A 24,617-nucleotide genomic window follows, 5' to 3' on the forward strand; every position below is an offset into this window, starting at 1 on the left:
CGCGGGAGGCGTCGGTTCCATGCCTATATGACTGGGCTATGACCGGGCCCCGTCCGCCGCCCCTCCGTGGAGGTTCCATGCACGCGTCCGCCGAACTGATCGGTGCCGTGGCCGCGCTTCTCTGTCTCGGGATCCTGGCCCTGGCCAGCATGCGCAGCATCACCCGCCGCTGATCGTCCCGCCGTGCCGATACGTTGGACCCGGGCGCCCGGACGCGGCAGCCGCACGCGGCCCCCACACGCTGCGACCGGAGCCCCGGAGGACATCGGAGGCGCTCCGCCCCGGCATGATGTTGCCCGGCGGTCCGCACTCAGGCCGCCACGGGGTGCCCGGCGAGCCGAAAGAGAGACATGAGCACGATGGCCATGAAGATCGACGGGCCTGCAGGAAGCGCGGTGTGAGGCCATGCATATTGTCATCATGGGTTGCGGAAGAGTGGGTTCCGCCCTGGCTCGGACCCTGGAGGAGCAGGGGCACACGATCGCCGTGATCGACCGGGACCCGACCGCCTTCCGCCGTCTGGGCTCCGCGTTCAACGGCCGCCGGGTCACCGGGGTCGGCTTCGACCAGGACACCCTGCGCGAGGCGGGCATCGAGGAGGCCGGCGCCTTCGCCGCCGTCTCCAGCGGGGACAACTCCAACATCATCGCCGCGCGGGTGGCCCGTGAGATGTTCGGCGTCGAGAACGTCGCCGCCCGCATCTACGACCCCCGCCGCGCGGAGGTCTACCAGCGCCTGGGCATCCCCACGGTCGCGACGGTCCGCTGGACCGCCGACCAGATGCTGCGCCGGCTGCTCCCCTCGGGCGCGGAGCCGCTGTGGCGCGACCCCACCGGCGGGGTCCAGCTCGCCGAGGTGCACACCTCCCCGGCCTGGGTGGGGCACAGGATCAGCAAGCTGCAGGACCGGACCGGCGTCCGCGTGGCCTTCCTCACCCGGCTCGGCGAGGCGATTCTGCCCAGCTCCCAGACGGTGTTGCAGGAGGGGGACCTGGTGCACGTGATGATGCGCACCGACGAGATCGACCGGGTCGAGGCGGCGTTCGCCAAGGGCCCCGAAGAGGAGGGCGGTCACTGATGAGGGTCGCCATTGCCGGAGCCGGCGCCGTCGGCCGCTCGATCGCGGGCGAGCTGCTGGAGAACGGCCACGAGGTCCTGCTCATCGACAAGGCGCCGACCGCCATCTCGGTCGAGCGCGTTCCGCAGGCCGAGTGGCTGCTCGCCGACGCCTGCGAGATCACCTCCCTGGACGAGGCGGCGATCCAGCGCTGCAACGTCGTCATCGCCGCGACCGGCGACGACAAGGTCAACCTGGTCGTGTCCCTGCTGGCGAAGACGGAGTACGGCGTCCCGCGCGTCGTCTCCCGGGTGAACAACCCCAAGAACGAGTGGCTGTTCAACGAGTCCTGGGGCGTGGACGTCGCCGTCTCCACCCCGCGCCTGATGTCGGCCCTGGTGGAGGAGGCGGTCAGCGTCGGCGACCTGGTCCGGCTGCTGCGCTTCAGCCACGGTGACGCCAACCTGGTCGAGCTGACCCTGCCCGAGGAGTCGGCGCTGGCGGGCACCCAGGTCGGCGCCGTCCAGTGGCCCCAGGACACCTCGCTGGTCACGATCATCCGTGGGACGCGCGTTCTCACGCCGACCCGGGAGGACTCCCTGGAGGCGGGCGACGAACTGCTCTTCGTGGCCGCCCAGTCCCGCGAGGAGCAACTGGAGGACCTGCTGTCGGTACGCCGGAACGACGCGGCACGCTAGCGCCGGTCCGGCGGGGCTGTACGTGAGTGGGGGCGCCCGGTGTTCTCCGGGCGCCCCCACTCACGTACGCGGCTGCGGAAGGAACTCAGGGGCGGCGGTGCCGGCCGGTCGTCGTCGCCCCGCCGTTCTCCGCCGGCTTCGCCGTCTCCGCCTCGCGGGCGGCCTTGCGCTCCTCCTCGGCCCGCTCCTCCGCCTCCATCTCCGCGAACACGTCGATCGGCGGCGGCGCCTTCGCCAGGAACACCCACGTCAGGTACACGGCGAGCAGGAACGGCGGGATCTTCAGGGCGACCAGGACCCAGCCCAGCTGCGTCGTGTCCGCCCACCAGTACAGCGGGAACAGGATCGCGCACTTGCCGAGCAGGATCAGACCCCAGGCCCAACTGGCCTTGGTGTACGCCTTCTTGCGGCCCGGGTTACGGGTGCGCCAGGAGAGGTTCTCCCGGAAGACGGGGCCCAGCATCAGGCCGATCAGCGGGACCCCGGCCATCGCGGTGATGATGTACGCGAGGGCCAGGCCCAGGGTGTAGAGCATGCCCGGCAGGTAGAAGTCCTTGGCGTTGCCGGTCATCATCGCGAAGACCACACCGAAGCCGACGCCGAAGACGCCGCTGAAGGCGTGCTTGACGGTGTCCTTCCTCGCCAGCCGGACCACGACCATCACCAGCGACACGGCGAGCGCCGCGATCGCCGACATGTGCAGGTCCTTGTTGATCGTGTAGATGCTGACGAAGAGAAGTCCGGGCAGCACCGTCTCGACCATGCCCCGCACTCCGCCGAACGCCTCGAACAGGGCGGCCTCGGTCACCGCCTTGGCGTCGTCGGCAGATGTGTCTTCGGTTGTCGGCTTGTCGAGCGACGTCACCGGCTACTCCCGTCCGAGGGGTCTCAGTTCGTATTTCGGATTGAACAGCACCCGGCGACCCCTGCTCATGGCGATGCGGCCCGATGCGATCAGTTTGCGCCCCGGTTCGATCCCGACGATGGAGCGCCGGCCGAGCCACACCACGTCCAGCGCGGCGGAGCCGTCGAACAGTTCGGCCTCCAGTGCCGGGACCCCCGCGCGCGGCCGGAGCGTGACCGTGCGCAAGGTACCAGTAACCGTGACGATCTGCCGGTCCTGGCAGTCGTCTATCCGCGTGCAGCCCGTGGTCTCCGTGTCCTCGCGCAGCTCCTCGGACTCCAGGTCCTCCTGCGACGAGGAGAGCCGATCGAGCATACGCCGGAACCGGCCCGCCGGTTTGTCCGAGCGAGGAACAGCACTCATGTCTGAAAGCGTACCGGGGTGCTCCGACGGTTACGTACCCCCTGGTGAACCGGCTCGAACCGCCGGGGCGCGCGTTCACCTGGACGTGCGGTCACCTGGACGTGCGGTCACCGGGGTGTGCGCTCACCGCTCGAAGCGGTAGCCCATGCCCGGCTCGGTGATGAAGTGCTTCGGGTGGGACGGGTCGGCCTCCAGCTTGCGGCGCAGCTGCGCCATGTACACGCGCAGGTAGTTGGTCTCCGTCCCGTACGAGGGCCCCCAGACCTCCTTCAGCAGCTGCTTCTGCGCGACCAGCCGGCCGCCGTTGCGCACCAGCACCTCCAGCAGGTGCCATTCGGTGGGGGTCAGCCGTACGTCCTTGCCGTCCCGGTGCACCTTCTTCGCGGCCAGGTCGACGGTGAACCCGTCGGTCTCCACCCTCAGGTCGTCCTCGCCGGAGGGCTCGGCCCGGCGCACGGCGGCGCGGAGCCTGGCCAGCAGCTCGTCCATGCCGAAGGGCTTGGTGACGTAGTCGTCGGCTCCCGCGTCGAGCGCCTGCACCTTCTCGTCGGAGGCCTGCCGGGCGGAGAGCACCAGGATCGGCACCCGGGTCCAGCCGCGCAGCCCCCTGATCACCTCGACGCCGTCCATGTCGGGCAGGCCCAGGTCGAGGACGACCACGTCGGGGTGGCGGGCGGCGGCCAGGCGGAGGGCCTCGGCACCGTCCTGGGCGGCGTCGACCTCGTACGAGCGGGCCTTGAGGTTGATCACGAGGGCGCGCACGATCGCCGGCTCGTCGTCGACCACCAGCACACGGGTCATGAGGACTGCCTTTCAGGTTCTGCGGTACGGGCCGGCTCCGCGGGGCGGCCGGGTTCCGGCGCGGCGGGGCGGCCGGGTTCCGGCGCGGCGCCCGCCGCGCGGAGGGTCAGCGTCATGGTGAGGCCGCCCCCGGGGGTGTCGTCCGCGTTCAGCGAGCCGCCCATGGCCTCCACGAAGCCGCGTGCCACCGCCAGGCCGAGGCCGACACCGGCACCGCGCGGGGCGTCACCATAACGCTGGAAGGGCTCGAAGATGCGGTCCTTCGCGTCATCGGGGACGCCGGGGCCGCGGTCGACCACCCGCACCTCGACCCGGTCCGCGAGCGCGCTCGCGGCGACCAGGACGATGGTGCCGGACGGAGCGTACTTGACGGCGTTCTCGACCAGGTTGGCCACCGCCCGCTCCAGCAGCCCGGGGTCGACGGCGACCATGGGCAGCGTCTCCGGGATGTCCAGGGCGACGCTGCCCTCGGGGACCCCGCCGAGGGCCATGGGCACCACCTCGTCGAGGTCGAGTTCGCGGATCAGCGGGGTGACCGTGCCGGTGTTCAGCCGGGACATGTCGAGCAGGTTGCCCACCAGGTGGTCCAGCCGGTCGGCGCCGCCCTCGATGCCCTCCAGCAGCTCGGCCCGGTCCTCGGGCGACCAGTCGACGTCCTCGGAGCGCAGCGAGGAGACCGCCGCCTTGATCCCGGCGAGCGGGGTGCGCAGGTCGTGGCTGACGGCGGCCAGCAGGGCGGTGCGGATGCGGTTGCCCTCGGCCAGGGTGCGCGCCCGGTCGGCCTCGGCGCGCAGTCGCCGGCGGTCCAGGGCGGCGGCTGCCTGGGCCGCGAAGGCGCCCAGCACCCTGCGGTCCTCGGCGGGCAGGACCCGGCCGGTCAGGACGAGCGCCATGTGGTCCCCGACCGGAACGTCCACGTCCGCGTCGTCGGGCCGCTCGAGGACCGGTCCCGTGCCGGCCCGCCCGGCGCAGGTCCAGGGCTCGACGTCGCCGGCGCGTTCCAGCAGCGCCGCCGACTCCATGCCGAAGGTCTCGCGGACCCGTTCCAGCAGCGCCTCCAGACCGGTCTCGCCGCGCAGCACGTTGCCGGCCAGGAAGGAGAGGATCTCCGACTCGGCACGCAGCCGGGCCGCCTGATGGGTGCGGCGGGCGGCCAGGTCGACCACGGACGCCACCGCCGCACCGACGGCGACGAAGATCACGATGGCGACGATGTTCTTCGGGTCGGAGATCGTCCAGCGGTGCAGGGGCGGGGTGTAGAAGTAGTTCAGCAGCAGCGAGCCGAAGGCCGCCGAGGCCAGGGCCGGCCGCAGGCCGCCGAGCAGGGCCGCCGCCACGGTCAGCGCCAGGAACAGCAGCATGTCGTTGGCCAGGCCCGGGTCGAAGGCGTTGAGCAGCAGGGCCAGCACCGCGGGACCCGCCACCCCGACCGCCCAGCCCCACGCCACCCGGGACCGTCCGAGCCGGGCGCCCCGGGCCACCGGCAGTCCGCGCCCCTTGGCGATCGCCTCGTGGGTGACGATGTGCACGTCCAGGTCGGGACCGGAGTCCCGTGCGACGGTCGCGCCGACGCCGGGACCGAAGACGTACTGCCACGCCTTGCGGCGTGAGGAGCCCAGCACGATCTGGGTGGCGTTCGCCGCGCGCGCGAAGGCGAGCAGGGCGGCCGGGATGTCGTCCCCGACGACGTGGTGGAAGGTGCCGCCCAGGTTCTCCACCAGGGTCCGCTGTTCGGCCAGCTCCCCCGGCGAGGCGGCGGTGAGCCCGTCGCCGCGGGCGATGTAGACCGCGAGCACCTCGCCCCCGGCGCCCTTCTCCGCGAGCCGCGCGGCACGGCGGATCAGGGTGCGGCCCTCGGGTCCGCCGGTCAGGCCGACCATGATCCGTTCGCGTGAGCCCCAGATGGCCGAGACGTCGTGCTCGCTGCGGTACCGCTGCAGGTACTCGTCGACCCGGTCGGCCACCCACAGCAGCGCGAGCTCCCTCAGCGCGGTGAGGTTGCCGGGGCGGAAGTAGTTCGACAGGGCCGCGTCGACCTTGTCCGGCTGGTACACGTTGCCGTGCGCCATCCGGCGGCGCAGCGCCTCGGGCGTCATGTCGACCAGCTCTATCTGTTCGGCCCGCCGGACCACCTCGTCCGGTACGGTCTCCCGCGGCCGTACGCCGGTGATCGACTCCACGACGTCACCGAGGGACTCCAGGTGCTGGATGTTGAGGGTCGACAGCACGTCGATCCCGGCGGCCAGCAGCTCCTCCACGTCCTGCCAGCGCTTGGCGTTGCGCACGCCGGGCACGTTGGTGTGGGCGAGTTCGTCGACGAGGACCACCTGGGGGCGGCGGGCGAGGACGGCGTCGAGGTCCATCTCGGGAAGGAGGGCGCCGCGGTGCTCCAGTTCCTTGCGCGGTACCTGTTCGAGGCCGTCCAGCAGCGCCCTGGTGCGCGGCCGGTCGTAGTGCTCGACGAACCCCACCACGCAGTCGGTGCCCCGCTCGACACGGCGCTGCGCCTCGGAGAGCATCGCGTACGTCTTGCCGACGCCCGGTGCCGCGCCGAGGTGGATCCGAAGTCTGCCGCGTCCCATCGGACCCCTTTCGAGGGAACCACCGGCTTCAGCCGGCGGGGGGATCGAATCTCTGATGTACGTCTCTGGTGTCCCGCGAGGGATCGGTTCGGGCTGGACCGCAACCTTCGGGTGGGAAGCCCCCTTCCTTCGGGAGGGGAGCGGAGTCACGGCCTCATTGTCTTCCGGTCTGAGGGCAGTGCTGTCCGGGTGGCCCTTACTGCCCGTGCAGAGTCGACCCTACGGTCGTCCGGTGCGGCGAAAGATGCTGCTCGGGGTGGTGAGCGCGTCCTTGACGGAACCCTGACGAAGGCCGTCGAACCCCGACGGGCACCGACGAGCCCCGAAGGACTCGGCTGGACGCCGCCGGTCGGCCGTCAGGGTTCGACGATCTCGCCGTCGCCGAGTTCCAGGACGCGGTCGGCGAGGCCGAGCAGGGTCGCGTCGTGCGTGGCGACGACCGCGGTGACCTGCTCGCTGCGCACCACCGCGCGCAGCAGTTCCATCACGGAGTGCCCGGTCTCCGCGTCGAGCTGGCCGGTCGGCTCGTCGGCGATGAGCAGGGCCGGGTCGTTGGCGAGGGCGCGGGCGATGGCGACCCGCTGCTGCTGGCCGCCGGACAGCTCGCCCGGCCGCTGTGCCGCGTGGTCGGCGAGGCCCACCAGGGACAGCAGCAGGTCCACGCGTTCCTCGCGCTCGCGCGGGTCGGCGCGGCGCAGCCGGAGCGGGACCCCCACGTTCTCGGCGGCGGTGAGGATGGGGATGAGCCCGAAGGACTGGAAGACGAAGCCGATCCGGTCCCGGCGCAGCGCGAGCAGCCCGTTCTCGTCCAGGCCGGCGAGGTCGAGCCCGTCGACGGTGACCCGTCCCTCGTCCGGGGTGTCGAGGCCGCCGACGATGTTGAGCAGGGTGGTCTTGCCGGATCCCGAGCGCCCCTTGAGAGCGATCAGCTCACCGCGCGGTACGTCGAAGGAGACACCGCGCAGGGCGTGGACCGCGGTGGCTCCGGTGCCGTAGGACTTGTGCACGTTCTCGACGCGCACCATGGTCTCGGTGCCCACCTGACCGACCGCCTGGCTCATTCGCCCGCCCTCCCCCGGGTACCGGTCGCGCACGTCGCCGCCGGACCGGGCCGCCAGTATCGCTGCCGGACGCCCTGTCGATCAACGGGCCGGAGCGGTCGAGCGGGGCAGGGGCCGCACCCGGCCGGGTGCGGCCCCTGCCCCGCTCGACCGACTCGACGGGCTCAGCGGACCTCGGTGATCTCCGGGCCGCGCGCCAGCTGCCCCATGCCGCCCGCGAAGCGGGAGCCCTCGGAGCCCTCGTCCTGCTGCACGCCCTCGGGGACCATCTGGGCGTCGTCCGGCAGCTTCAGGACGATCGGGTCGCGCGGCGCCATCGGGCCGTCCCCGCGCACCACGACCGTGTCCCGGAAGATCTGCTCCAGCAGCCCGGCGGCCTGCGGCTGCACCGCGCCCTGACCCGAGATCACCCCGCGCAGGAACCAGCGCGGGCCGTCCACGCCGACGAACCGTACGACCTGGAAACCGCCCGTGCCGTCGGGCAGTTGCACCGGTACCTGGGCACGCAGCTCCCAGCCCAGCGGGCCCTCGACCTCGTCGATGATGCCGCCCTGCTGGGTGATGCCGGACGCGATCTCCTCGCGGACCTCGCTCCAGATGCCCTCGCGCTTGGGGGCCGCGAAGCCCTGCAGCTGGATGGCGCTGTCGTGCACCACGACGGTGGCCGCGACGATCGCGTCGCCCGCGACCTCGACCCGCAGCTCCATGCCGTCCACGCCGGGCACGAACAGACCGCCCAGATCGACCCGGCCCTCGCCGGGCGCGCTCACCTCGGAACTGTCCCAGGGCCCGTCGGGCCGCGGTGCGGGCTCGAGCCTCAGCCGCTCGCGCTCGCCTCCGGCCTCCGTGTCGACACCGTCGACGACCTGCTCGGCCTCGCCGGCCGCGCCCTCGGCGGCATCCCTCTTCTTGCGACGTCCGAACACGTCACTGTCCTTCCCGGTCGGATACGACCGAAGCGTATCGATTCCCACCCGCTGTACCGCCTTCGGCGGCCTGAACGCTTGTGCCGTTCTTACCTTCCACCGCGGCATGGCCGCCGGTGGACCCGAAGCCCCCCTCGGCCCGTACCGAGCGGGGCAGCTCCGCGACCGGCACGAAACGGACCCGCTCGACCTGCTGGACGACCAGTTGGGCAATCCGGTCGAAGCGCTCGAACCGCACGGCCTCGCGCGGGTCGAGATTCACCACGATCACCTTGATCTCCCCACGGTACCCGGCATCAACCGTCCCCGGGGCATTCACCAGGGCGACGCCGCAGCGCGCGGCCAGACCGGATCGCGGGTGCACGAAGGCCGCGTACCCCTCGGGCAGCGCCACAGACACCCCGGTGGGCAGAACGGCCCGCTCCCCGGGCGCCAGTTCGCACGCCTCGGTGGTGCGCAGATCGGCTCCCGCGTCACCGGGGTGCTCGTACGCCGGAAGCGGTACGTCCGGGTCGACGCGCCGGAGCAGGACCCGGAGTGCGCCGCGGCGGGGCTCGCTCACGGGTTCACCTCGAAGGCACGGGCGCGGCGGACCTGGTCCGGGTCCTCCATGGCGGCCCGGATCTCCTCGGGGCGGCCGTGGTCGATGAAGTGGTCGACCTTGACCTCGATGAAGAGCGCGTCGGCGCGGACGGCGACCGGGCCGTCGGGGCCGCCGATGCGTCCGGTGGCGGTGGAGTAGATCTTCCGGCCCGCCACCGCGGTGACCTCCGCCTCCAGATGGAGCGTGGTGTCGACCGGCACCGGCCGGACGAAGTCGGTCTCGAGCCTGCCGGTCACGGCGATCGTCCGCAGCAGCCAGTTCAGCGAGCCGAGCGTCTCGTCCAGGGCGCTGGTGAGCACCCCGCCGTGCGCCAGGCCGGGGGCTCCCTGGTGGGCGGGCCGCACGGTGAACGCGGCGGTGACCGACACCCCTTCGCCGGCCCGCGCCTCGAGGTGCAGTCCGTGGGGCTGTTCGCCGCCACAGCCGAAGCACTGGCCGTAGTGCGCGCCCAGGAGCTCACCGGGCGCGGGCGCGTCCGGGTGGCGCACCGGTTCCACGGCATCGGCGGGGGGCTGGAGAACTGAGGAAGTACCACTCACAGGCGCAGACCTTACCCGCGCGTCGGCCGTCCCCCGACACCTGCCAAGCTGGATCCATGCAGCTCTCCGCCGCCCCGTACGAAGAACGCCTGACCGCGCCCCGCTCCTGGTGGCTGATCTCCCTGCTCGCGGGTGTCTCGCTGGCCCTGATCGTGCTGCCGCTCGGCACCCTGCCGATGCTCGGCGGCCTGGCCGTCGGCAGCGCCGCGGCGGCGGTCGTGGTCAGCGCGTACGGCTCGGCGCGCATCCGGGTCGTGGGCGGCCTGCTGATCGCCGGTGAGGCGAGGATCCCGGTGACGGCACTGGGCGAGGTGGAGGTCCTGGACGCCGAGGAGGCCCGTGCCTGGCGCACCCACCGGGCGGACCCGCGCTGCTTCATGCTGCTGCGGGCCTACGTCCCGGGGGCGGTGCGGGTGGAGATCACCGACCCGGAGGACCCGACGCCGTACGCCTTCCTGTCGACGCGTGAGCCGGAGCGGCTGGCGGAGGCACTGCGGGCGGCGAAGACCGCCGCCTAGCACGCGCCGGGCGGGGCCCGGCGGGCCCTGCGGCCGGGCAGAACGGCGGCACGGGGACGGAGCCGGGTTCAGGGGGCTCCGTGTCCACCCTCCTCGCCGGTGAACGGGGCCAGGTCCAGGGCGTCGGCCGGGGTCTCGAGGGCCGGGAGCGCGGGCAGGACGTCCCAGGGGACCTGGGTCCTGCGCAGGTCGGCCTGGATGCGGGCGGCGAGCTTTCTGGTGTCCCTGCGGTTCATGACCGCGCCGACGGCGGCTCCCACCAGGAACGGCATGAGGTTCGGCAGGTTGCGCACGGTGCGCTTCGTGATCCGCTGGCGCAGTTCGCGCTTCATCCGGCTGTTCATCGCCGCGTTCACGGTGGAGGGCTTGGTCGCCTCGATCCCGCGCTCCTGCGACCAGGCGTTCAGGTACGCGGTGCTGCGCTGGGCGAGGCTGCCCGCGGGCCGTACGCCGTAGACCTCGTGGAGTTCGGCGATCAGTTTCAGTTCGATCGCGGCGACGCCGGTGATCTCGGCGGCCAGCTCCGTGGGCATCGCGGGCGGCACGGGCATCATCGCCGCCGCGCCGACTCCGGCCCCGACCGTCGCCGTGGCCCTCGCCGCGCCCGCCACGAGCTTGTCCGCGAGCTCCTCGGGACCGAGCCCGGGGAACTGCCCCCGCAGCGTCTGCTGGTCCCTCACGGGCACCCGCGGGGCCATGTCGATGATCCGGTCCGTGAGGTACGCCAGGCCGGCCCGCGCGCGGGCACCGCCCTTGCGGGCGCCTTCCCTGGCCTTGTCCCGGAACTCCGCGGCCCGTCGGCGAGCCACCGGTGCGGTGGTGGTGACCTCCGCGGATACCGGGAGGTCACCCCGGTCGACCGCGAGTTCGAGCGAGGCCGCCCCGGTGTCGGTTGAGCCTCGCTCGTGGTCACGCGTGTCGCGCTGAGGGCCGTCCTGCGGCCCCGAGTCCGCTCCCCTCGCGGGGAAACGGCGCTTCCGAGGAGGGGTCGAGCCAGTCACGGCCGACCCGCCCTCAGTCGCAGTCGCGGCAGATCGGCTGACCGTTCTTCTCCCGGGCCAGCTGGCTGCGGTGGTGCACGAGGAAACAGCTCATGCACGTGAACTCGTCCTGCTGCTTGGGCAGGACCCGGACGGCCAGCTCCTCGTTCGAGAGGTCCGCCCCGGGCAGTTCGAGGCCTTCGGCCGCCTCGAACTCGTCGACATCCACGGCCGAGGCCGACTTGTCGTTACGGCGGGCCTTCAGCTCTTCAAGACTGTCCGAGTCGACGTCGTCGTCGGTCTTACGTGGAGTGTCGTAATCGGTTGCCATGGTCGCTCTCCCCCTCTGGGTGTATGCGGTGTCTCCAGCGCACTAACGCGTGAGAGGCCGGACTTGTGCCCGACCTGAGGCGGAGATTTTGCCTCACATCAAGGTCTGTTACTCAATCGACACCCAACCGAACTCCTCACGAGTGATCGGCGTGGATGCGATGGGGACCGTACACGGTCCGAACGCGGCACTTCAAAGCCGCCTCACCGTGTACTTCCCGTGACCAGGGCTCCCGAAAACCAGGACCTTCCCGGCCTTTCGGCGAGTTCATGATCACGGAGCGTGGAGAAAGCGGGAAACGCTCCTGTGAGCGATCCCACACGGGGGCGGCGGGGGCACTCTTCGAAAATTCTGCCGAAAGCGAACGCCCTCGTGTGTCGGCGACATGATGTCAGATCGGCAGGGTGACCCGCATCACGAGCCCACCCCCCTCGCGCGGCTGGGCGTAGATGTGCCCACCGTGCGCCCGCGCCACCGACCGGACGATGGAAAGCCCCAGCCCGACCCCCTTGTCGCTGCCCGTCCGCTCGGTGCGCAACCTCCGGAACGGCTCGAACAGATTGTCGACCTCGTACGCCGGGACCACCGGACCGGTGTTGGTCACCACCAGGACCGCCTGCCCGTGCTGGACCTGGGTGGTGACCTCCACCCATCCCTGCTCGGCCACGTTGTAGCGCACGGCGTTCTGCACCAGGTTCAGCGCGATCCGCTCCAGCAGTACTCCGTTGCCCTGGACGACCGCGGGCTTGTGGTCGCCGCGGATCTCCACGCCCTTGGCCTGCGCCTCGGCGTGCACCTGGTCGATGGCCTGGGAAGCCACCTCGGCGAGATCCACCGGCTTGCGCTCGACGATCTGGTTGTCGCTGCGGGCGAGCAGCAGCAGACCCTCGACGAGCTGTTCGCTGCGCTCGTTGGTGGCCAGCAGCGTCTTGCCGAGCTGCTGGAGCTCCACCGGCGCGTCCGGGTCGGAGAGGTGCACCTCGAGGAGTGTGCGATTGATCGCCAACGGGGTGCGCAGTTCGTGCGAGGCGTTGCCGACGAAGCGCTGCTGGGCGGTGAAGGCCCGCTGCAGCCGCTCCAGCATGTCGTCGAAGGTGTCGGCCAGCTCCTTGAGCTCGTCGTCCGGGCCGTCCAGCTCGATCCGGCGGGACAGGTCGGAGCCCGCCACCGCGCGTGCGGTGCGGGTGATCCGGCCCAGCGGCGACAGCACGCGGCCGGCCATCGCGTACCCGAAGGCGAAGGCGATGACCGCGAGGCCGAGCAGGGCGAGGAGGGAGCGGCTGAGCAGGTTGTCCAGGGCGTGCTGGCGCTGCTCGTTGACGCACTCGTTCAGCGCCCTGTTCAGCTCGTCCGCGGGCAGCTGCGCGCTGCGCAGCTGGCAGGTGTCGCTGGACACCTGTCCGGAGAGGATCCGGAAGGGCAGGTCACTGCCCACCTTGAGCGCGTTCGCGGCGAACAGGTAGATGATCGACAGCAGCAGGATGCCCGCGATCAGGAACATGCCGCCGTAGAGCAGGGTGAGCCGTATCCGGATGGTGGGGCGCAGCCAGGGGAAGGGCGGCACCGGCCTGCGGGGGTCCCAGGTGGGCTTCGGAGGTGTCTGCGGGGACCCCGGAGCGGGTGCGGGGGTGGTGGCCACGGGATCAGATCCGGTAGCCCGAGCCGGGCACGGTCACGATGACCGGCGGCTCGCCCAGTTTGCGGCGCAGGGTCATGACGGTCACCCGCACCACGTTGGTGAACGGGTCGGTGTTCTCGTCCCAGGCCTTCTCCAGCAGTTGCTCCGCGGAGACGACGGCGCCCTCGCTGCGCATGAGCACCTCGAGGACGGCGAACTCCTTGGGCGCGAGCTGGACCTCCTGGCCCTCGCGGAACACCTCGCGGCGGTTGGGGTCGAGCTTGATCCCGGCGCGCTCCAGGACCGGCGGGAGCGGCACGCTGGTGCGCCGCCCCAAGGCGCGCACGCGCGCGATGAGCTCGCTGAACGCGAAGGGCTTGGGCAGGTAGTCGTCGGCGCCGATCTCCAGGCCCTCGACCCGGTCGCTGACGTCACCGGAGGCCGTGAGCATCAGCACGCGCGTGGGCATCCCGAGTTCGACGATCCTGCGGCACACGTCGTCGCCGTGCACCAGGGGGAGGTCGCGGTCGAGGACGACCACGTCGTAGTCGTTGACGCCGATGCGCTCCAGGGCTGCCGCACCGTCGTACACGACGTCGACGGCCATGGCCTCCCGGCGCAGTCCGGTGGCCACCGCATCGGCGAGCAGTTGCTCGTCCTCGACGACGAGTACGCGCACGTCGCTGGTCCTTCCTCAAGTCCCGCCGGGCAGCGCTCCGGAGCGCACGCGGGCAGGGTACGGGTGGGTGTGTTGCCTCCATCCTGCCCTTTTCGGCCATAAGTCGGCTGTAAGGCGGGGGCGCGACCGGGAACGGACGGTGGCGCGGGGGCACAGGACGGGGGAACGTCCGGACGAACAGCATGGAAATACGAGATTTTCTCGTGCGGCGAGGTTTCCCCGGAAGGGAGCCTGGGGAGGACGGGTGTACATCCCGCGATCACGCTCTGCTTGCACCGTGCCACACCGTGGTGCGCATCAGTCCGTTTCCCGCAGGGCGGACCGGGTGTCCGACGCCGCAGCCCCAGGCCGAGCGGCGCCGGTCATCCACCGCAGACGTGATCGTCCCTTTCGAACGGCACGCCGCCGTGCCGTCGACCCACGACCCAGGACGAGGGGGCGCAGCATGGACGCTTTCACCGCAGGACTTCTGCAGCGCATAAGGACGACCGAGTCCGATCTGTCCCGGGCCCGCGACGAGGGTGACGACTTCCTCGTCGAGGTGGAGCAGGGCGAGCTCGACGACCTGCGCCGGCTCGCCGCCGAGCACGGTGTGCAGGTCGGCGCGTCCTGCGCCTGATCAGCCCGATCGCGTCGGTAGCGGCGCGTCGGTACCTGCGCATGAGTGCGTTCGAAGCGGGCCCCGGCGAATCCAGCGCCGGGGCCCGCTTCGTCGTCTTCGGCGGGTCTCCCCGGCCGTCCGTCCGTCAGTCGTGCCAGGCGCCGAAGTCCTCCAGCAGCCGCTGGAGGGGCTCGAAGACGCCCGGGGTGGCCGCGACCGCGAGATCCCACGAGGGGCGCTCACCGGGCCGTCCACCGGTCAGCGCGCCCGCCTCCCGGGCGATCAGGTCGCCCGCCGCCAGGTCCCAGGGGTGCAGTCCGCGCTCGTAGTAGCCGTCGAGGCGGCCGCAGGCGAGGTCGCAGAGGTCGACCGCGGCCGAGCCGCCCCGCCGGATGTCCCGCAGGAGCGGGATCAGCCGCTGCGCGACACCGGCCTGCCGGGTGCGGACCTCGGTGACGTAGTTGAAGCCGGTCGAGACCAGGGCCTGGTCGAGGGGCGGCGCGGGGCGGCAGGTCAGCGTGCGCTCGCCCTCCCAGGCACCGGTGGCACGGGCGCCGCCGCCGCGGACGGCGTGGTACGTCTCCCCGCGCATCGGGGCCTCGACCACCCCGACCACGGTCTCGCCGTCCTGCTCGGCGGCGATGGAGACGGCCCAGGTGGGCAGCCCGTACAGGTAGTTGACCGTCCCGTCGAGCGGGTCGATCACCCAGCGGACGCCACTGGTGCCTTCGGTCGTGCCGCCCTCCTCGCCGAGGACGCCGTCGTCCGGCCGGTGCTCGGCGATCAGCCCGGTGATCAGCTTCTCGGCCGCGATGTCCATCTCGGTGACGACGTCGATCGGGCTGGACTTGGTCGCGGCGACCTCCAGGTCGGCCGGCCGGCCGTCCCGCAGCAGCTCGCCCGCGCGCCGCGCCGCCTCGCGGGCCAGCTCCAGCAGTTCCGCGTGCAGGGGGTCGGTCACGGGGCTCCTCACGCGTAGGGGCTGTCGGCGCCCGCGGCGGCGGGGCGCGCGGCGCGGGCCGGGCAGCAGCCCACCGGGCAGAGGTTGTGGCTCGGGCCCAGGGCGCCCAGGGCGCAGGGGGTCACGTCCTCCTGGCCGCGCTCGGTGGCCGCGCGCTCCACGATCAGGTCGCGGATCGCGGCGGCGAACCGCGGGTCGGCGCCCACGGTCGCCGAGCGGCGCACCGGCAGTCCCAGCTCCCCCGCCTTGGCCGCGGCCTCGGTGTCGAGGTCGTAGATGACCTCCATGTGGTCGGAGACGAAGCCGATGGGGGCCATGACCACCGCCGGGGCCCCGGCCGCGTGCCGCTCCTCGAGGTGGTCGCAGATGTCGGGCTCCAGCCAGGGGATGTGCGGGGCGCCGGAGCGGGACTGGTAGACGAGCTGCCAGGGGTGGTCCACACCGGTGCGCTCCCGTACGGCGTCGGCGATCAGCCGGGCCACGTCCAGGTGCTGCCGTACGTACGCGCCGCCGTCGCCGTGCTCCTCGACGGGGCCGGAGGTGTCGGCGGAGGCGGTGGGGATCGAGTGGGTGCAGAAGGCGATGTGCGCGCCGTCACGCACCTCCTCGGGCAGCTCGGCGAGCGAGCGGACGACCCCGTCGATCATGGGGTCCAGGAAGCCGGGGTGGTTGAAGTAGTGCCGCAGCTTGTCGACCTCGGGCAGCTCCAGGCCCTCGGCCGCCAGCGTCTCCAGGGCCTCGGCGAGGTTCTCGCGGTACTGGCGGCAGCCGGAGTAGGAGGCGTAGGCGCTGGTCGCCAGGACGACGATGCGGCGGCGGCCGTCGCGGATCATCTCGCGCAGGGTGTCGGTGAGATACGGCGCCCAGTTGCGGTTGCCCCAGTAGACCGGCAGGTTCAGTCCGTGGTCGGCGAAGTCCTTGCGCAGCGCGTCCAGCAGGGCGCGGTTCTGTTCGTTGATGGGGCTGACCCCGCCGAACAGGAAGTAGTGCTCCCCGACTTCCTTCAGGCGTTCCTTGGGGATGCCGCGCCCGCGTGTCACGTTCTCCAGGAACGGGACCACGTCGTCCGGGCCTTCGGGGCCTCCGAAGGAGAGCAGCAGCAGGGCGTCGTAGGGGGTGGCATCGAGCTCGTCAGGCATGCCTTGATCCTGCCATCAGACACCGACAGCCGGACAACGGCGGGGGCCGACCGGACCACGGGCGGCGCAGGGGATACATTAGGGTCACCTAACCAGTAAGCTGTATCCACTGCGGTCGCACCTTACTGGGAGTCCGGTCTCCCGCGGTTCTCTCGCGGTCGTCCCTTGCTGAGACTTTCGGAGACCCCGTGCCCCGTCCCTACATCGCCCTGTTCGCGGCTCCCGGCAGCAAGAGCTTCTCGGCCGCGGGGTTCCTCGGCCGGATGCCGCTGTCCATGATGGGCATCGGCGTGGTCACGATGATCTCCCAGCTGACCGGGCGGTACGGCCTGGCCGGCGCCCTGGCGGCCACCATCGCCATGGCCGCCGCGGTGGCCGGCCCCCAGGTCTCCCGTCTGGTGGACCAGTACGGGCAGCGGCGGATCCTGCGCCCGGCGACGCTGGTCTCCCTCGCCGCGGCGGCGCTGCTGTTGTTCGCCGCGCACTACGGCTGGCCGGACTGGGTGCTCTTCGTCGCCTGCGTCGGCATCGGCTGCGTGCCGAGCCTCGGCGCGATGGTCCGGGCCCGCTGGGCCGAGCTGTACCGGGGCACCCCGCAGCTGCACACCGCGTACTCCTTCGAGTCCGTGGTGGACGAGCTCTGCTTCATCTTCGGGCCGATCGTCTCCATCGGGCTCTCCACCGCCTGGTTCCCGGAGGCCGGTCCGCTGCTCGCGGCCTGCTTCCTGGCGGTCGGCGTCTTCTGGCTGACGGCACAGCGGGCCACCGAGCCCGCCCCGCACCCGCGCGAACGCAAGGGCGCCGGCCGCGGGTCGGCGTCCGGCGGCACGGCGCTGCGCTCCGCGGGGCTGCGGGTCCTGGTGGCCACGTTCGCGGCGACCGGGGCGATCTTCGGTGGCGTGGACGTGGTCACCGTGGCCTTCGCGGAGGAGCGCGGGCACAAGGCCGCCGCCAGTGTGGTGCTCGCCGTGTACGCGCTGGGCTCCTGCACGGCGGCGGTCGTGTTCGGGCTGATGCGCTTCGCCGGAGCGCCCGAGCGCCGCTGGCTGCTGGGCGTGTGCGCCATGGCCGTGAGTATGATCCCCCTCCTACTGGTCGGGAACCTGCCGTTTCTGACCGTGGCGCTGTTCGTTGCGGGTCTGTCCATCGCTCCCACGATGATCACGACGATGTCCCTCATCGAAGAGCACGTACCACGCGCACAGCTCACCGAGGGCATGACCTGGGTGAGCACCGGGCTTGCGGTCGGGGTCGCGCTCGGCTCCGCCGCGTCCGGCTGGGTGATCGACGCGGCCGGGGCGCGTGCCGGGTACGGGGTTCCGGCGGTGGCCGGAGCCGTCGCGGTCGTGGTCGGTTTCCTCGGGTACCGCCGGCTCGAGCGGCCGGCTCCGGGTCGGGGAGGCTCCGTTGGGCAGCACGGCGAGCACGAGGAACGGAACATGGCGTAACTGGGGAGGCACCGTCCTCGCCCGCCCCGCGCGGGAGGTCGCGCCGGCCTCCGTCGAGGAACTGGCATCGGCCGTACGCCGTGCCGCCGAGGACGGCCTCCCGGTGAAGGCGGTCGGCACCGGGCACTCCTTCACTTCCATAGCCGCCACCGACGGCGTGCAGATCCGCCCCCACCTGCTGACGGGGATACGCGACGTCGACCGGGCGGCGGGCACCGTCACGGTGGAGGCCGGCACCCCGCTCGAGCGGCTCAACACCGCTCTCGCGCGGGAGGGGCTGTCACTCACCAACATGGGCGACATCATGGAGCAGACCGTCGCCGGGGCCACCAGCACCGGCACCCACGGCACCGGCCGTGACTCGGCCTCCGTCGCCGCGCAGATCCGGGGCCTGGAACTGGTCACCGCCGACGGCTCGGTGCTGACCTGCTCCGAGAAGGAGAATCCCGAGGTCTTCGCGGCCGCCCGGATCGGTCTCGGCGCCCTCGGCATCGTCTCCGCGATCACCTTCGCCGTCGAACCGGTCTTCCTGCTGACGGCCCGCGAGGAACCGATGCCCCTCGACCGCGTCCTCGCCGAGTTCGACGCGCTGCACGCCGAGAACGAGCACTTCGAGTTCTACTGGTTCCCCCACACCGGCAACACCAACACCAAGCGGAACAACCGCAGCGCGGGCCCGGAACGGCCGGTGCACCCCGTCAGGGGCTGGTTCGAGGACGAGTTCCTCTCCAACGGCGTCTTCCAGGCGGCCAACTGGGTCGGCCGCGCGGCACCCGCGACCGTCCCCGCCCTCGCGCGGGTCTCCAGCAGGGCCCTGTCCGCGCGGACCTACACCGACATCCCGTACAAGGTGTTCACCTCGCCGCGCCGGGTGCGCTTCGTGGAAATGGAGTACGCGGTGCCGCGCGAGGCCCTGGTGGACACGCTGCGCGAGCTGAAGGCCATGGTCGACCGTTCACCCCTCCGGGTCAGTTTCCCCGTCGAGGTGCGTACGGCCCCGGCCGACGACATCACCCTGTCCACGGCCTCCGGCCGCGACACCGCGTACATCGCGGTCCACATGTTCCGGGGCACCCCCTATCAGGGGTACTTCACGGCGGCGGAACGCATCTTCACCGCCCACGAGGGGCGGCCCCACTGGGGGAAGATCAACACGCGGGACGCCGATTACCTCTCCCGGGTGTATCCGCGTTTCGCCGAGTTCACGGCGCTGCGGGACCGCCTTGATCCTGAACGCCGCTTCCGGAACGACTATCTGCGGAGGGTCCTGGGGTCGTAGCGGACACCTCCGGTTCCGGGCTCACGGGGGCGCCGGTGTCCTGGTTCCCGGTGCCGTCCGGGGTGCCCGCCGACGCGTCGTCGCCGTCCGGTGTGCCGCTGCCGGAGCCGGTGGCGGCGCCTCCGTCCTGAGGCGTCGCGGAGGGCGCGGGCGCCGGCCCGTCCCCTCCGGATTCCTCAAAACCGTCCGAGGTGCCGGGGTCGTTCGAGGTCCCGGAGTCGTCGGGGTCACCGGAGTACGGGTCGTCCGAACCCCCGGAGTCCCCGGAATCCCCGGAATCCCCGGAGTCGGACGCGTGCTGCCCGGTGACGGCGTTGCCGATGGTGGTGCTGGGCGTACCGCTGAGGCTCTGGCCCGAAAGGAGTTCGTAGGTGGTGATTCCGGCCATCGTGATCCCGAACACCAGCGCGGCCGCGCCCAGCATCCGCTTCCCGTTCCACCGCACTCCCCTGGCCCGGCCCCGGTACACGGTGCCCTCGGTGAACTCGCCGGGCGCGGGTACGGTCCGCCGCCCGGCCGCTGCGGCGACCGGGCGGCCGGTCCCCACGGCGGCCCCGCGGAACTGCTCGCCGGTGCGCTTGAAGAAGTGCTGGAAGAACGTTCCGCCGCAGGTGGCGACGATGCTCATGACTCCGGCGCCGATGATCGTCCCGTAGACGCCGAAGGAGGAGGCGAGTTGGGCGCCCAGCACCGCGGCCACCGCGCTGCCCGCGACCTGCGGCACGCTCAGGTCGCTCCGGGGGCTCTTCGCCTCCCCCGCGGCACCGACCTCCCCGGTGACACCCGGCTCACTCGCGACCTCCGGCCTTTCACGCATCCTCGGACCTTGTCCGCCTTCCCGCACGTTCCCTCACATCAGCGATCAACTGCATGACAATGCACACCAAGTCGACGCCCGAACGAAACCATTAGTTCCGTTTCTGGCGATTCCGTGAAGTACGCCACGCCGGGACCGGGGAAGCCCGGCCGCCATGGCGCGATGACGGCCGAGCAGCACCCCTTGCCAGAAGTCGGGCGGCGCGCCGATCCACGCACTTGGCCCGAATGGAGTACTGTGGCGAACCCTGGGTCCGGACGCCCTTCAGGGTGCTCCGGCACTTGAGGACCGCCGGGAGGGGGCTAGTTGCACAGGGTGACGCGATTGGTCACTCAGCGTTGCGAATAGGTAACCGTGCCATAACGGCGATCCAGGGCCCGTGCCCGACACGCCGGGCAACTCGGCAAGGTTGTGGCAGGCTGCACCCGGGCAGGCCACACTCGACTAGCGGAAGCAGCGACGCACGTGACGTCGGCAGGCACCACCCGGGAGGTCCCCATGCCCGAACTGCGTGTCGTGGCCGTCTCGAATGACGGCACACGGCTGGTGCTGAAGGCTGCGGACAGCACGGAGTACACGCTTCCGATCGACGAACGACTCCGCGCCGCCGTACGAGGCGACCGTCCACGCCTCGGCCAGATCGAGATCGAGGTGGAGAGCCATCTCCGCCCCCGCGACATCCAGGCGCGTATACGCGCCGGCGCGACCGCGGAAGAGGTCGCGCAGATGGCCGGCATTCCCGTGGACCGCGTCCGGCGCTTCGAGGGCCCCGTGCTCGCCGAGCGCGCCTTCATGGCGGAGCGCGCCCGCAAGACCCCCGTCCGCCGGCCCGGCGAGAACTCCGGCCCGCCGCTGGGCGAGGCCGTGCAGGAGCGGCTGCTGCTGCGCGGCGCGGAGAAGGACACCGTGCAGTGGGACTCCTGGCGCCGCGACGACGGCACCTGGGAGGTACTGCTGGTCTACCGGGTCGCGGGCGAACCGCACTCGGCGAGCTGGACGTACGACCCGCCCCGGCGGCTCGTCCAGGCCGTCGACGACGAGGCGCGTTCACTGATCGGCGAGTCCGACGACCTCGCCGCGGCGCCCGAGCCGAGCTTCCCGTTCGTGCCGCGCATCGCCCGGCTGCCGCGCGAGCGGCAGGGCCTGCCACCCGGTCACGGGCCCGAGTCCGACGAGGAACCGGCGGTCGCGGCGGGCGGTGAGCGGGACTCGCTCACCAGCCTGCTGGAGGCGGTGCCGAGCTTCCGGGGCGATCTGGTGGTTCCCGAGCGGGCCCCCGAGCCCGAACCCGAGGAGCCCGACTCCGGACCCGAGGCGGAGGAGCCTCCGGCCCCGGCGGCCTCGGCGGGTTCCGCCTACGCGGACGTCCTGATGCCCCGGGCCGTCAGCAGTCACCGGGACCGTCTCGTCGGCTCCACCGACCGTCAGGCGGAGGCGGACGGCGTCCGTCCGGGCCGCCGCGCCGCGGTGCCGAGTTGGGACGAGATCGTGTTCGGAACGCGGCGCAAGAAGCAGGACTGACCGGGATCCGGCACTGAGGTGATCCGATGCCGGTCAGTGCGGAAGGGGGTGCTCGCCCGGGCGAGCACCCCCTTCCGCTTCCGTCACGCGCTTACTGCGGATCCGGTCCCACCGCGACCGGCCGCTCCGGGTCCGACGACCACTCCGACCAGGATCCGACGTACAGCGCCGCCGGGACGCCCGCCACTGCCAGCGCCAGCACCTCGTGCGCCGCCGACACGCCGGAACCGCAGTACACACCGACCGGCGTGTCCGCGGACGCGCCCAACGCCCGGAACCGCGCGCTCAGTTCACCGGCGGGCAGGAGTCGGCCGTCCGGGCCGACGTTCTCGGTGGTGGGTGCCGAGACCGCGCCCGGGATGTGCCCGCCGACCCGGTCGATCGGCTCCACCTCGCCCCGGTAACGCTCCCCCGCCCGCGCGTCCAGCAGCAGCCCGGACCGGGCCAGCGCCGCCGCGCCGTCGGCGTCGAGCAGCCCGGCCGCCGCCGGCACCGGCGTGAAGTCGCCCTCGTCCGGCTGCGGCACCGAGGTCTCGAGCGGGCCGTCCCAGGACGACAACCCGCCGTCGAGGACCCGCACGTCCGGGTGACCCGTCCAGCGCAGCAGCCACCACGCGCGGGCGGCCCCCCAGCCCAGTCCGCCGTCGTACACGACCACCGGCCGGCCCGCCGACACGCCCGCGCGGCGCATCGCGGCGCCGAACTCCTCCGGATCGGGCAGCGGATGACGTCCCCGCCCGGCCGACGGGGCGGCCAACTCCCGGTCCAGGTCGACGAAAACGGCACCGGGAAGGTGCCCGGACAGGTAGGCGGCCCGGCCGTCGAACGGCGGCCGGCCGGTCGCCGCGGGCGTGCTGAGCTGCCAGCGGACGTCGAGCAGCACCGGCGGGTCACCGCCCGCGAGCTCACCGGCGAGTTCGGATGCGGAGATGATGACGTTCATGGTCACCATCCTCGCGCACGGGGTGGCCGAGTCGTCCATGTCCGGCTAATCTGCTCCGCCGGGCAGACCCGATCACGAGGCGTATGGGATCGGGCACATGCTGTACTACCGATCGACATCATCCGGCAAGCGCGCCAAACCGGGCGGAGGCTCGCACATCGGGCATCCTCCGGAGACGGAACCGCCGTACGGGGGCGGGCCCAGGGCGCGCGGCGCCGTGGCTGACGCCTGGAGCAGTACGGCGACGATCCGCGGAGCGAACGCGACACGACCCTCGCCCGGGTCGAGAAGAGAGCGACGATGACCGACACACGGGGATCCGCCCGCCGAGACGGTGAAGCACCCGTCCGGCACGCGCCCGGCGCGCCCTGCTGGGTGAGTCTCATGGTGCACGGACCCGAGGCGGCCCGGAGGTTCTACGAAGCGCTGTTCGGCTGGGAGTTCCGGTCCGGCCCGCAGCAACTCGGCCCGTACGCACGCGCGCTGCTCGACGGCTGCGAGGTGGCCGGCATCGGTCTGCTGCCGCCGGACCGCCATCTGCCCATCGCCTGGACGCCCTACTTCGCCTCCGCGGACGTGGACCGCACCGCCGAGGCCGTGCGGTCCTGCGGCGGCACGGTCGGAGTCGGCCCGCTGGACGCCTCCGACGCCGGACGGCTGGCGATCTGCTCCGACCCCTCGGGGGCCGTCTTCGGCGTCTGGCAGGCGGCCGCGCACCTCGGCACGGCCGTCACCGGGGTGCCCGGCGCGCCCGCCTGGAACGAGCTGACGACCTACGAGGCGGAACGGGCGGCCAAGTTCTACGTGTCGGTGTTCGGCCACACCGTGGAACCGGAGATCTCCACCGACGTCGACCGCGTGACCCTGAGCCTGGAGGGCCGCCCCGTGGCCGCCGTCCACGGCGTGGGCAACGGCCTCCTCCGGGACCGGGGACCGCACTGGACGACGTACTTCACCGTGGCCGACCTCGACGACGCGGTGGACCACGTCCCGCGCCTGGGCGGCCAGATCCTCGGACAGTCCCACACCGGCCCCCACGGCCGCACCGTCACGGTGACGGACCCGGAGGGCGCCCGCTTCACGCTCCTGCAGAGCCCTCGCTGACAGGCGGGTTCCGTGGTCGGCGTCGACCGCGGACGCAGGACCTCCTCCGGCAGGAAGCGGACGCGGCGTCGGTCCGGTGGTCCGGTCCGGTCGCAGCCGGTTCCGGCGCTGTGCGCGCCCCTCGTGGACGTCGGCCCGGCGCGTTACCGCCGGCCTGCACGTCCACCCGGCGCGGGCCGGGTGCTGCGGGGCTACTCCACGGCCCGGCCCGCGGTGTGCCTCAGTTCGCGGATGGTGTACCCGTAGGTCTCGGCGAGGTCCTCGCCCGCGTGGCACAGCACCTCGTCGCCGTCGTGGCCGCCTTCACAGGCGTCCAGGCCGTCAAGTACGCCGAGGGCCACGGCCTCGGCCGCGTCGGGCATGCCCCACTCCAGACGGCGACGGACATCGGCCTCGTACCGCTCGACGACCGGTTCGATCAGGCGGCTCGCGGCCTCGTGGACGTCGGTGTACCCGAGACCCGGGCGATGGCCGGTGCTCAACTGGCCCGCGTCCAGAGTGCGCAGGGCGTTTTCGACCTCGACCGCGATCCTTTCCTGAAGGTCCGTCAGTTCAGCGCGTGTCCGCGGGTCCAGCACGCGTAGGGCCAACCGGTCGGCTTCCGCGTGCAGTTCGGGTCGGGTGTCCAGCAACCGGTCCAGCACCGCGGCCTTCTCCACGGCGGTGAGTGCGCCCAGGGCCTCACCCGGGGCACGGCGAGCGTCGTCGGCAGGCGTGGCGTGCCAGGGCAGGCGCCGCTCGACGGCGTGCAGGGCGAGTGCGACGGCATGCCGGCACAGGCGTCCTGACGTCGGGGCGCACGCACCGTCGCATTCCGCCGTCAGTTCCCGCCCCACGACCTGCACCCGGACCCCGCGGGCGGTGCCCGAGCCGTCCCGCACCAGACCGCCGATGCCTCGGGACTCGCTCCCCGCCTCGATCACCGCACCGCCGTCGAGCAGGATCCGCCCCTCGATGGCCTCGGTGCCGTCGGCGAACGCGCACACCGTTTCCTCGTCCATTGCCACAGCCATTCGATCATTCAAGCGCACGGCTGAGGAGCTCCGCGAGCGGACGGCCGAAGCCACTACGTGGGCGCGGATACGGCAGCATCGCCGTGGTCATGAGGTACGACAGTTGGGCAGACGCAACCAGGAACACGGAT

25 protein-coding genes are annotated in these 24,617 nt (G+C 72.1%); 8 read left to right on the top strand and 17 right to left on the bottom strand.

Translation table 11 applies throughout. The features are described from left to right. Nucleotides 1-405: 405 nt before the first annotated feature. Nucleotides 406-1,077 (top strand): potassium channel family protein, encoded by a 672-nt coding sequence (locus PYS65_RS09250; RefSeq protein WP_279333370.1) that lies wholly within the window; start codon nucleotides 406-408, stop codon nucleotides 1,075-1,077. Further along, nucleotides 1,077-1,754 carry a potassium channel family protein gene (locus tag PYS65_RS09255; protein WP_279333371.1) on the top strand — a complete coding sequence of 226 codons (678 nt, stop codon included), beginning with the start codon at nucleotides 1,077-1,079 and terminating at the stop codon, nucleotides 1,752-1,754. Before PYS65_RS09250 ends, PYS65_RS09255 begins: the two co-directional genes overlap by 1 nt. An 85-nt stretch (nucleotides 1,755-1,839) precedes the next feature. Here PYS65_RS09255 and PYS65_RS09260 read toward each other — a convergent pair whose 3' ends face one another. The 8 genes from PYS65_RS09260 to PYS65_RS09295 form a co-directional block, all read right to left on the bottom strand. Continuing rightward, nucleotides 1,840-2,619 (bottom strand): DUF3159 domain-containing protein, encoded by a 780-nt coding sequence (locus tag PYS65_RS09260; RefSeq protein ID WP_279333372.1) that lies wholly within the window; start codon nucleotides 2,617-2,619, stop codon nucleotides 1,840-1,842. Between the two features lie 3 nt (nucleotides 2,620-2,622). After that, nucleotides 2,623-3,021, bottom strand: coding sequence for an OB-fold nucleic acid binding domain-containing protein (locus PYS65_RS09265; protein ID WP_109380175.1), 399 nt, complete (start codon nucleotides 3,019-3,021; stop codon nucleotides 2,623-2,625). Between the two features lie 123 nt (nucleotides 3,022-3,144). Next, nucleotides 3,145-3,822 carry a response regulator gene (locus PYS65_RS09270; RefSeq protein WP_109380174.1) on the bottom strand — a complete coding sequence of 226 codons (678 nt, stop codon included), beginning with the start codon at nucleotides 3,820-3,822 and terminating at the stop codon, nucleotides 3,145-3,147. After that, nucleotides 3,819-6,404, bottom strand: a complete 2,586-nt coding sequence (locus tag PYS65_RS09275) for a sensor histidine kinase (protein ID WP_279333373.1) — start codon at nucleotides 6,402-6,404, stop codon at nucleotides 3,819-3,821. The genes PYS65_RS09270 and PYS65_RS09275 overlap by 4 nt, the downstream gene beginning before the upstream one ends. A 356-nt stretch (nucleotides 6,405-6,760) precedes the next feature. After that, nucleotides 6,761-7,465: an ABC transporter ATP-binding protein gene (locus PYS65_RS09280; protein WP_279333374.1), complete on the bottom strand. Its 705-nt coding sequence runs from the start codon at nucleotides 7,463-7,465 to the stop codon at nucleotides 6,761-6,763. Between the two features lie 164 nt (nucleotides 7,466-7,629). Next, nucleotides 7,630-8,391 (bottom strand): DUF3710 domain-containing protein, encoded by a 762-nt coding sequence (locus tag PYS65_RS09285; RefSeq protein WP_279333375.1) that lies wholly within the window; start codon nucleotides 8,389-8,391, stop codon nucleotides 7,630-7,632. A gap of 1 nt (nucleotide 8,392) precedes the next feature. Further along, complete coding sequence (dut, locus tag PYS65_RS09290; protein ID WP_279333376.1) at nucleotides 8,393-8,953, bottom strand: dUTP diphosphatase; 561 nt, start codon at nucleotides 8,951-8,953, stop codon at nucleotides 8,393-8,395. Next, nucleotides 8,950-9,534 (bottom strand): PaaI family thioesterase, encoded by a 585-nt coding sequence (locus PYS65_RS09295; protein ID WP_279333377.1) that lies wholly within the window; start codon nucleotides 9,532-9,534, stop codon nucleotides 8,950-8,952. Before PYS65_RS09295 ends, dut begins: the two co-directional genes overlap by 4 nt. A gap of 56 nt (nucleotides 9,535-9,590) precedes the next feature. Here PYS65_RS09295 and PYS65_RS09300 point away from each other — a divergent pair, with 56 nt between their 5' ends. Continuing rightward, nucleotides 9,591-10,052, top strand: a complete 462-nt coding sequence (locus PYS65_RS09300; RefSeq protein ID WP_279333378.1) for a DUF3093 domain-containing protein — start codon at nucleotides 9,591-9,593, stop codon at nucleotides 10,050-10,052. Between the two features lie 68 nt (nucleotides 10,053-10,120). Here the strand turns inward: PYS65_RS09300 and PYS65_RS09305 are convergent, their stop codons facing one another. The 4 genes from PYS65_RS09305 to PYS65_RS09320 all read right to left on the bottom strand — a co-directional run bounded on the left by PYS65_RS09305 (nucleotide 10,121) and on the right by PYS65_RS09320 (nucleotide 13,660). After that, the gene (locus PYS65_RS09305) at nucleotides 10,121-11,053 is read right to left on the bottom strand and encodes a hypothetical protein (protein ID WP_279333379.1); all 933 of its coding nucleotides are present in this window, start codon (nucleotides 11,051-11,053) and stop codon (nucleotides 10,121-10,123) included. A gap of 13 nt (nucleotides 11,054-11,066) precedes the next feature. Continuing rightward, nucleotides 11,067-11,363: a DUF4193 domain-containing protein gene (locus PYS65_RS09310; RefSeq protein ID WP_003993510.1), complete on the bottom strand. Its 297-nt coding sequence runs from the start codon at nucleotides 11,361-11,363 to the stop codon at nucleotides 11,067-11,069. 391 nt (nucleotides 11,364-11,754) lie between these two features. Further along, nucleotides 11,755-13,002 carry a sensor histidine kinase gene (locus tag PYS65_RS09315; RefSeq protein WP_279333380.1) on the bottom strand — a complete coding sequence of 416 codons (1,248 nt, stop codon included), beginning with the start codon at nucleotides 13,000-13,002 and terminating at the stop codon, nucleotides 11,755-11,757. Between the two features lie 4 nt (nucleotides 13,003-13,006). Then, a complete protein-coding gene (locus tag PYS65_RS09320) occupies nucleotides 13,007-13,660 on the bottom strand; it encodes a response regulator transcription factor (protein ID WP_109380166.1) in 654 nt (217 codons plus the stop codon). A gap of 445 nt (nucleotides 13,661-14,105) precedes the next feature. Here PYS65_RS09320 and PYS65_RS09325 point away from each other — a divergent pair, with 445 nt between their 5' ends. After that, a complete protein-coding gene (locus tag PYS65_RS09325; protein WP_279333381.1) occupies nucleotides 14,106-14,279 on the top strand; it encodes a hypothetical protein in 174 nt (57 codons plus the stop codon). Between the two features lie 127 nt (nucleotides 14,280-14,406). Here PYS65_RS09325 and PYS65_RS09330 read toward each other — a convergent pair whose 3' ends face one another. Together PYS65_RS09330 and PYS65_RS09335 are read right to left on the bottom strand one after the other, a co-directional pair. Beyond that, nucleotides 14,407-15,222: an inositol monophosphatase family protein gene (locus tag PYS65_RS09330; protein WP_279333382.1), complete on the bottom strand. Its 816-nt coding sequence runs from the start codon at nucleotides 15,220-15,222 to the stop codon at nucleotides 14,407-14,409. An 8-nt stretch (nucleotides 15,223-15,230) separates the two neighbouring features. Further along, on the bottom strand, nucleotides 15,231-16,361 hold the full coding sequence (locus tag PYS65_RS09335; RefSeq protein ID WP_279333383.1) for a ferrochelatase: 1,131 nt from the start codon (nucleotides 16,359-16,361) through the stop codon (nucleotides 15,231-15,233). A 188-nt stretch (nucleotides 16,362-16,549) separates the two neighbouring features. On the opposite strand from PYS65_RS09335, the gene PYS65_RS09340 reads away from it, so the two are divergent. Further along, entirely contained in the window at nucleotides 16,550-17,809 is a 1,260-nt protein-coding gene (locus tag PYS65_RS09340) for an MFS transporter (RefSeq protein WP_279333384.1), read from the top strand. Then, on the top strand, nucleotides 17,769-19,088 hold the full coding sequence (locus PYS65_RS09345; RefSeq protein WP_279333385.1) for a D-arabinono-1,4-lactone oxidase: 1,320 nt from the start codon (nucleotides 17,769-17,771) through the stop codon (nucleotides 19,086-19,088). The genes PYS65_RS09340 and PYS65_RS09345 overlap by 41 nt, the downstream gene beginning before the upstream one ends. On the opposite strand, the gene PYS65_RS09350 is transcribed toward PYS65_RS09345, so the two are convergent. Further along, entirely contained in the window at nucleotides 19,012-19,905 is an 894-nt protein-coding gene (locus tag PYS65_RS09350) for a hypothetical protein (protein ID WP_279333386.1), read from the bottom strand. The genes PYS65_RS09345 and PYS65_RS09350 overlap by 77 nt on opposite strands. A gap of 498 nt (nucleotides 19,906-20,403) precedes the next feature. Between PYS65_RS09350 and sepH the strand changes: the two genes are divergently transcribed. Next, nucleotides 20,404-21,426: a septation protein SepH gene (gene sepH, locus PYS65_RS09355; RefSeq protein WP_279333387.1), complete on the top strand. Its 1,023-nt coding sequence runs from the start codon at nucleotides 20,404-20,406 to the stop codon at nucleotides 21,424-21,426. 91 nt (nucleotides 21,427-21,517) lie between these two features. Here the strand turns inward: sepH and PYS65_RS09360 are convergent, their stop codons facing one another. Next, nucleotides 21,518-22,369, bottom strand: coding sequence for a sulfurtransferase (locus PYS65_RS09360; RefSeq protein ID WP_279333388.1), 852 nt, complete (start codon nucleotides 22,367-22,369; stop codon nucleotides 21,518-21,520). Nucleotides 22,370-22,669: 300 nt separating this feature from the next. Between PYS65_RS09360 and PYS65_RS09365 the strand changes: the two genes are divergently transcribed. After that, nucleotides 22,670-23,473, top strand: a complete 804-nt coding sequence (locus PYS65_RS09365) for a VOC family protein (protein WP_279333389.1) — start codon at nucleotides 22,670-22,672, stop codon at nucleotides 23,471-23,473. A gap of 191 nt (nucleotides 23,474-23,664) precedes the next feature. On the opposite strand, the gene PYS65_RS09370 is transcribed toward PYS65_RS09365, so the two are convergent. After that, the gene (locus PYS65_RS09370) at nucleotides 23,665-24,486 is read right to left on the bottom strand and encodes a hypothetical protein (protein ID WP_279333390.1); all 822 of its coding nucleotides are present in this window, start codon (nucleotides 24,484-24,486) and stop codon (nucleotides 23,665-23,667) included. Nucleotides 24,487-24,617 lie beyond the last annotated feature (131 nt).

Origin of the sequence: Streptomyces cathayae (assembly GCF_029760955.1) — a bacterium.
GTDB lineage: Bacteria > Actinomycetota > Actinomycetes > Streptomycetales > Streptomycetaceae > Streptomyces > Streptomyces cathayae.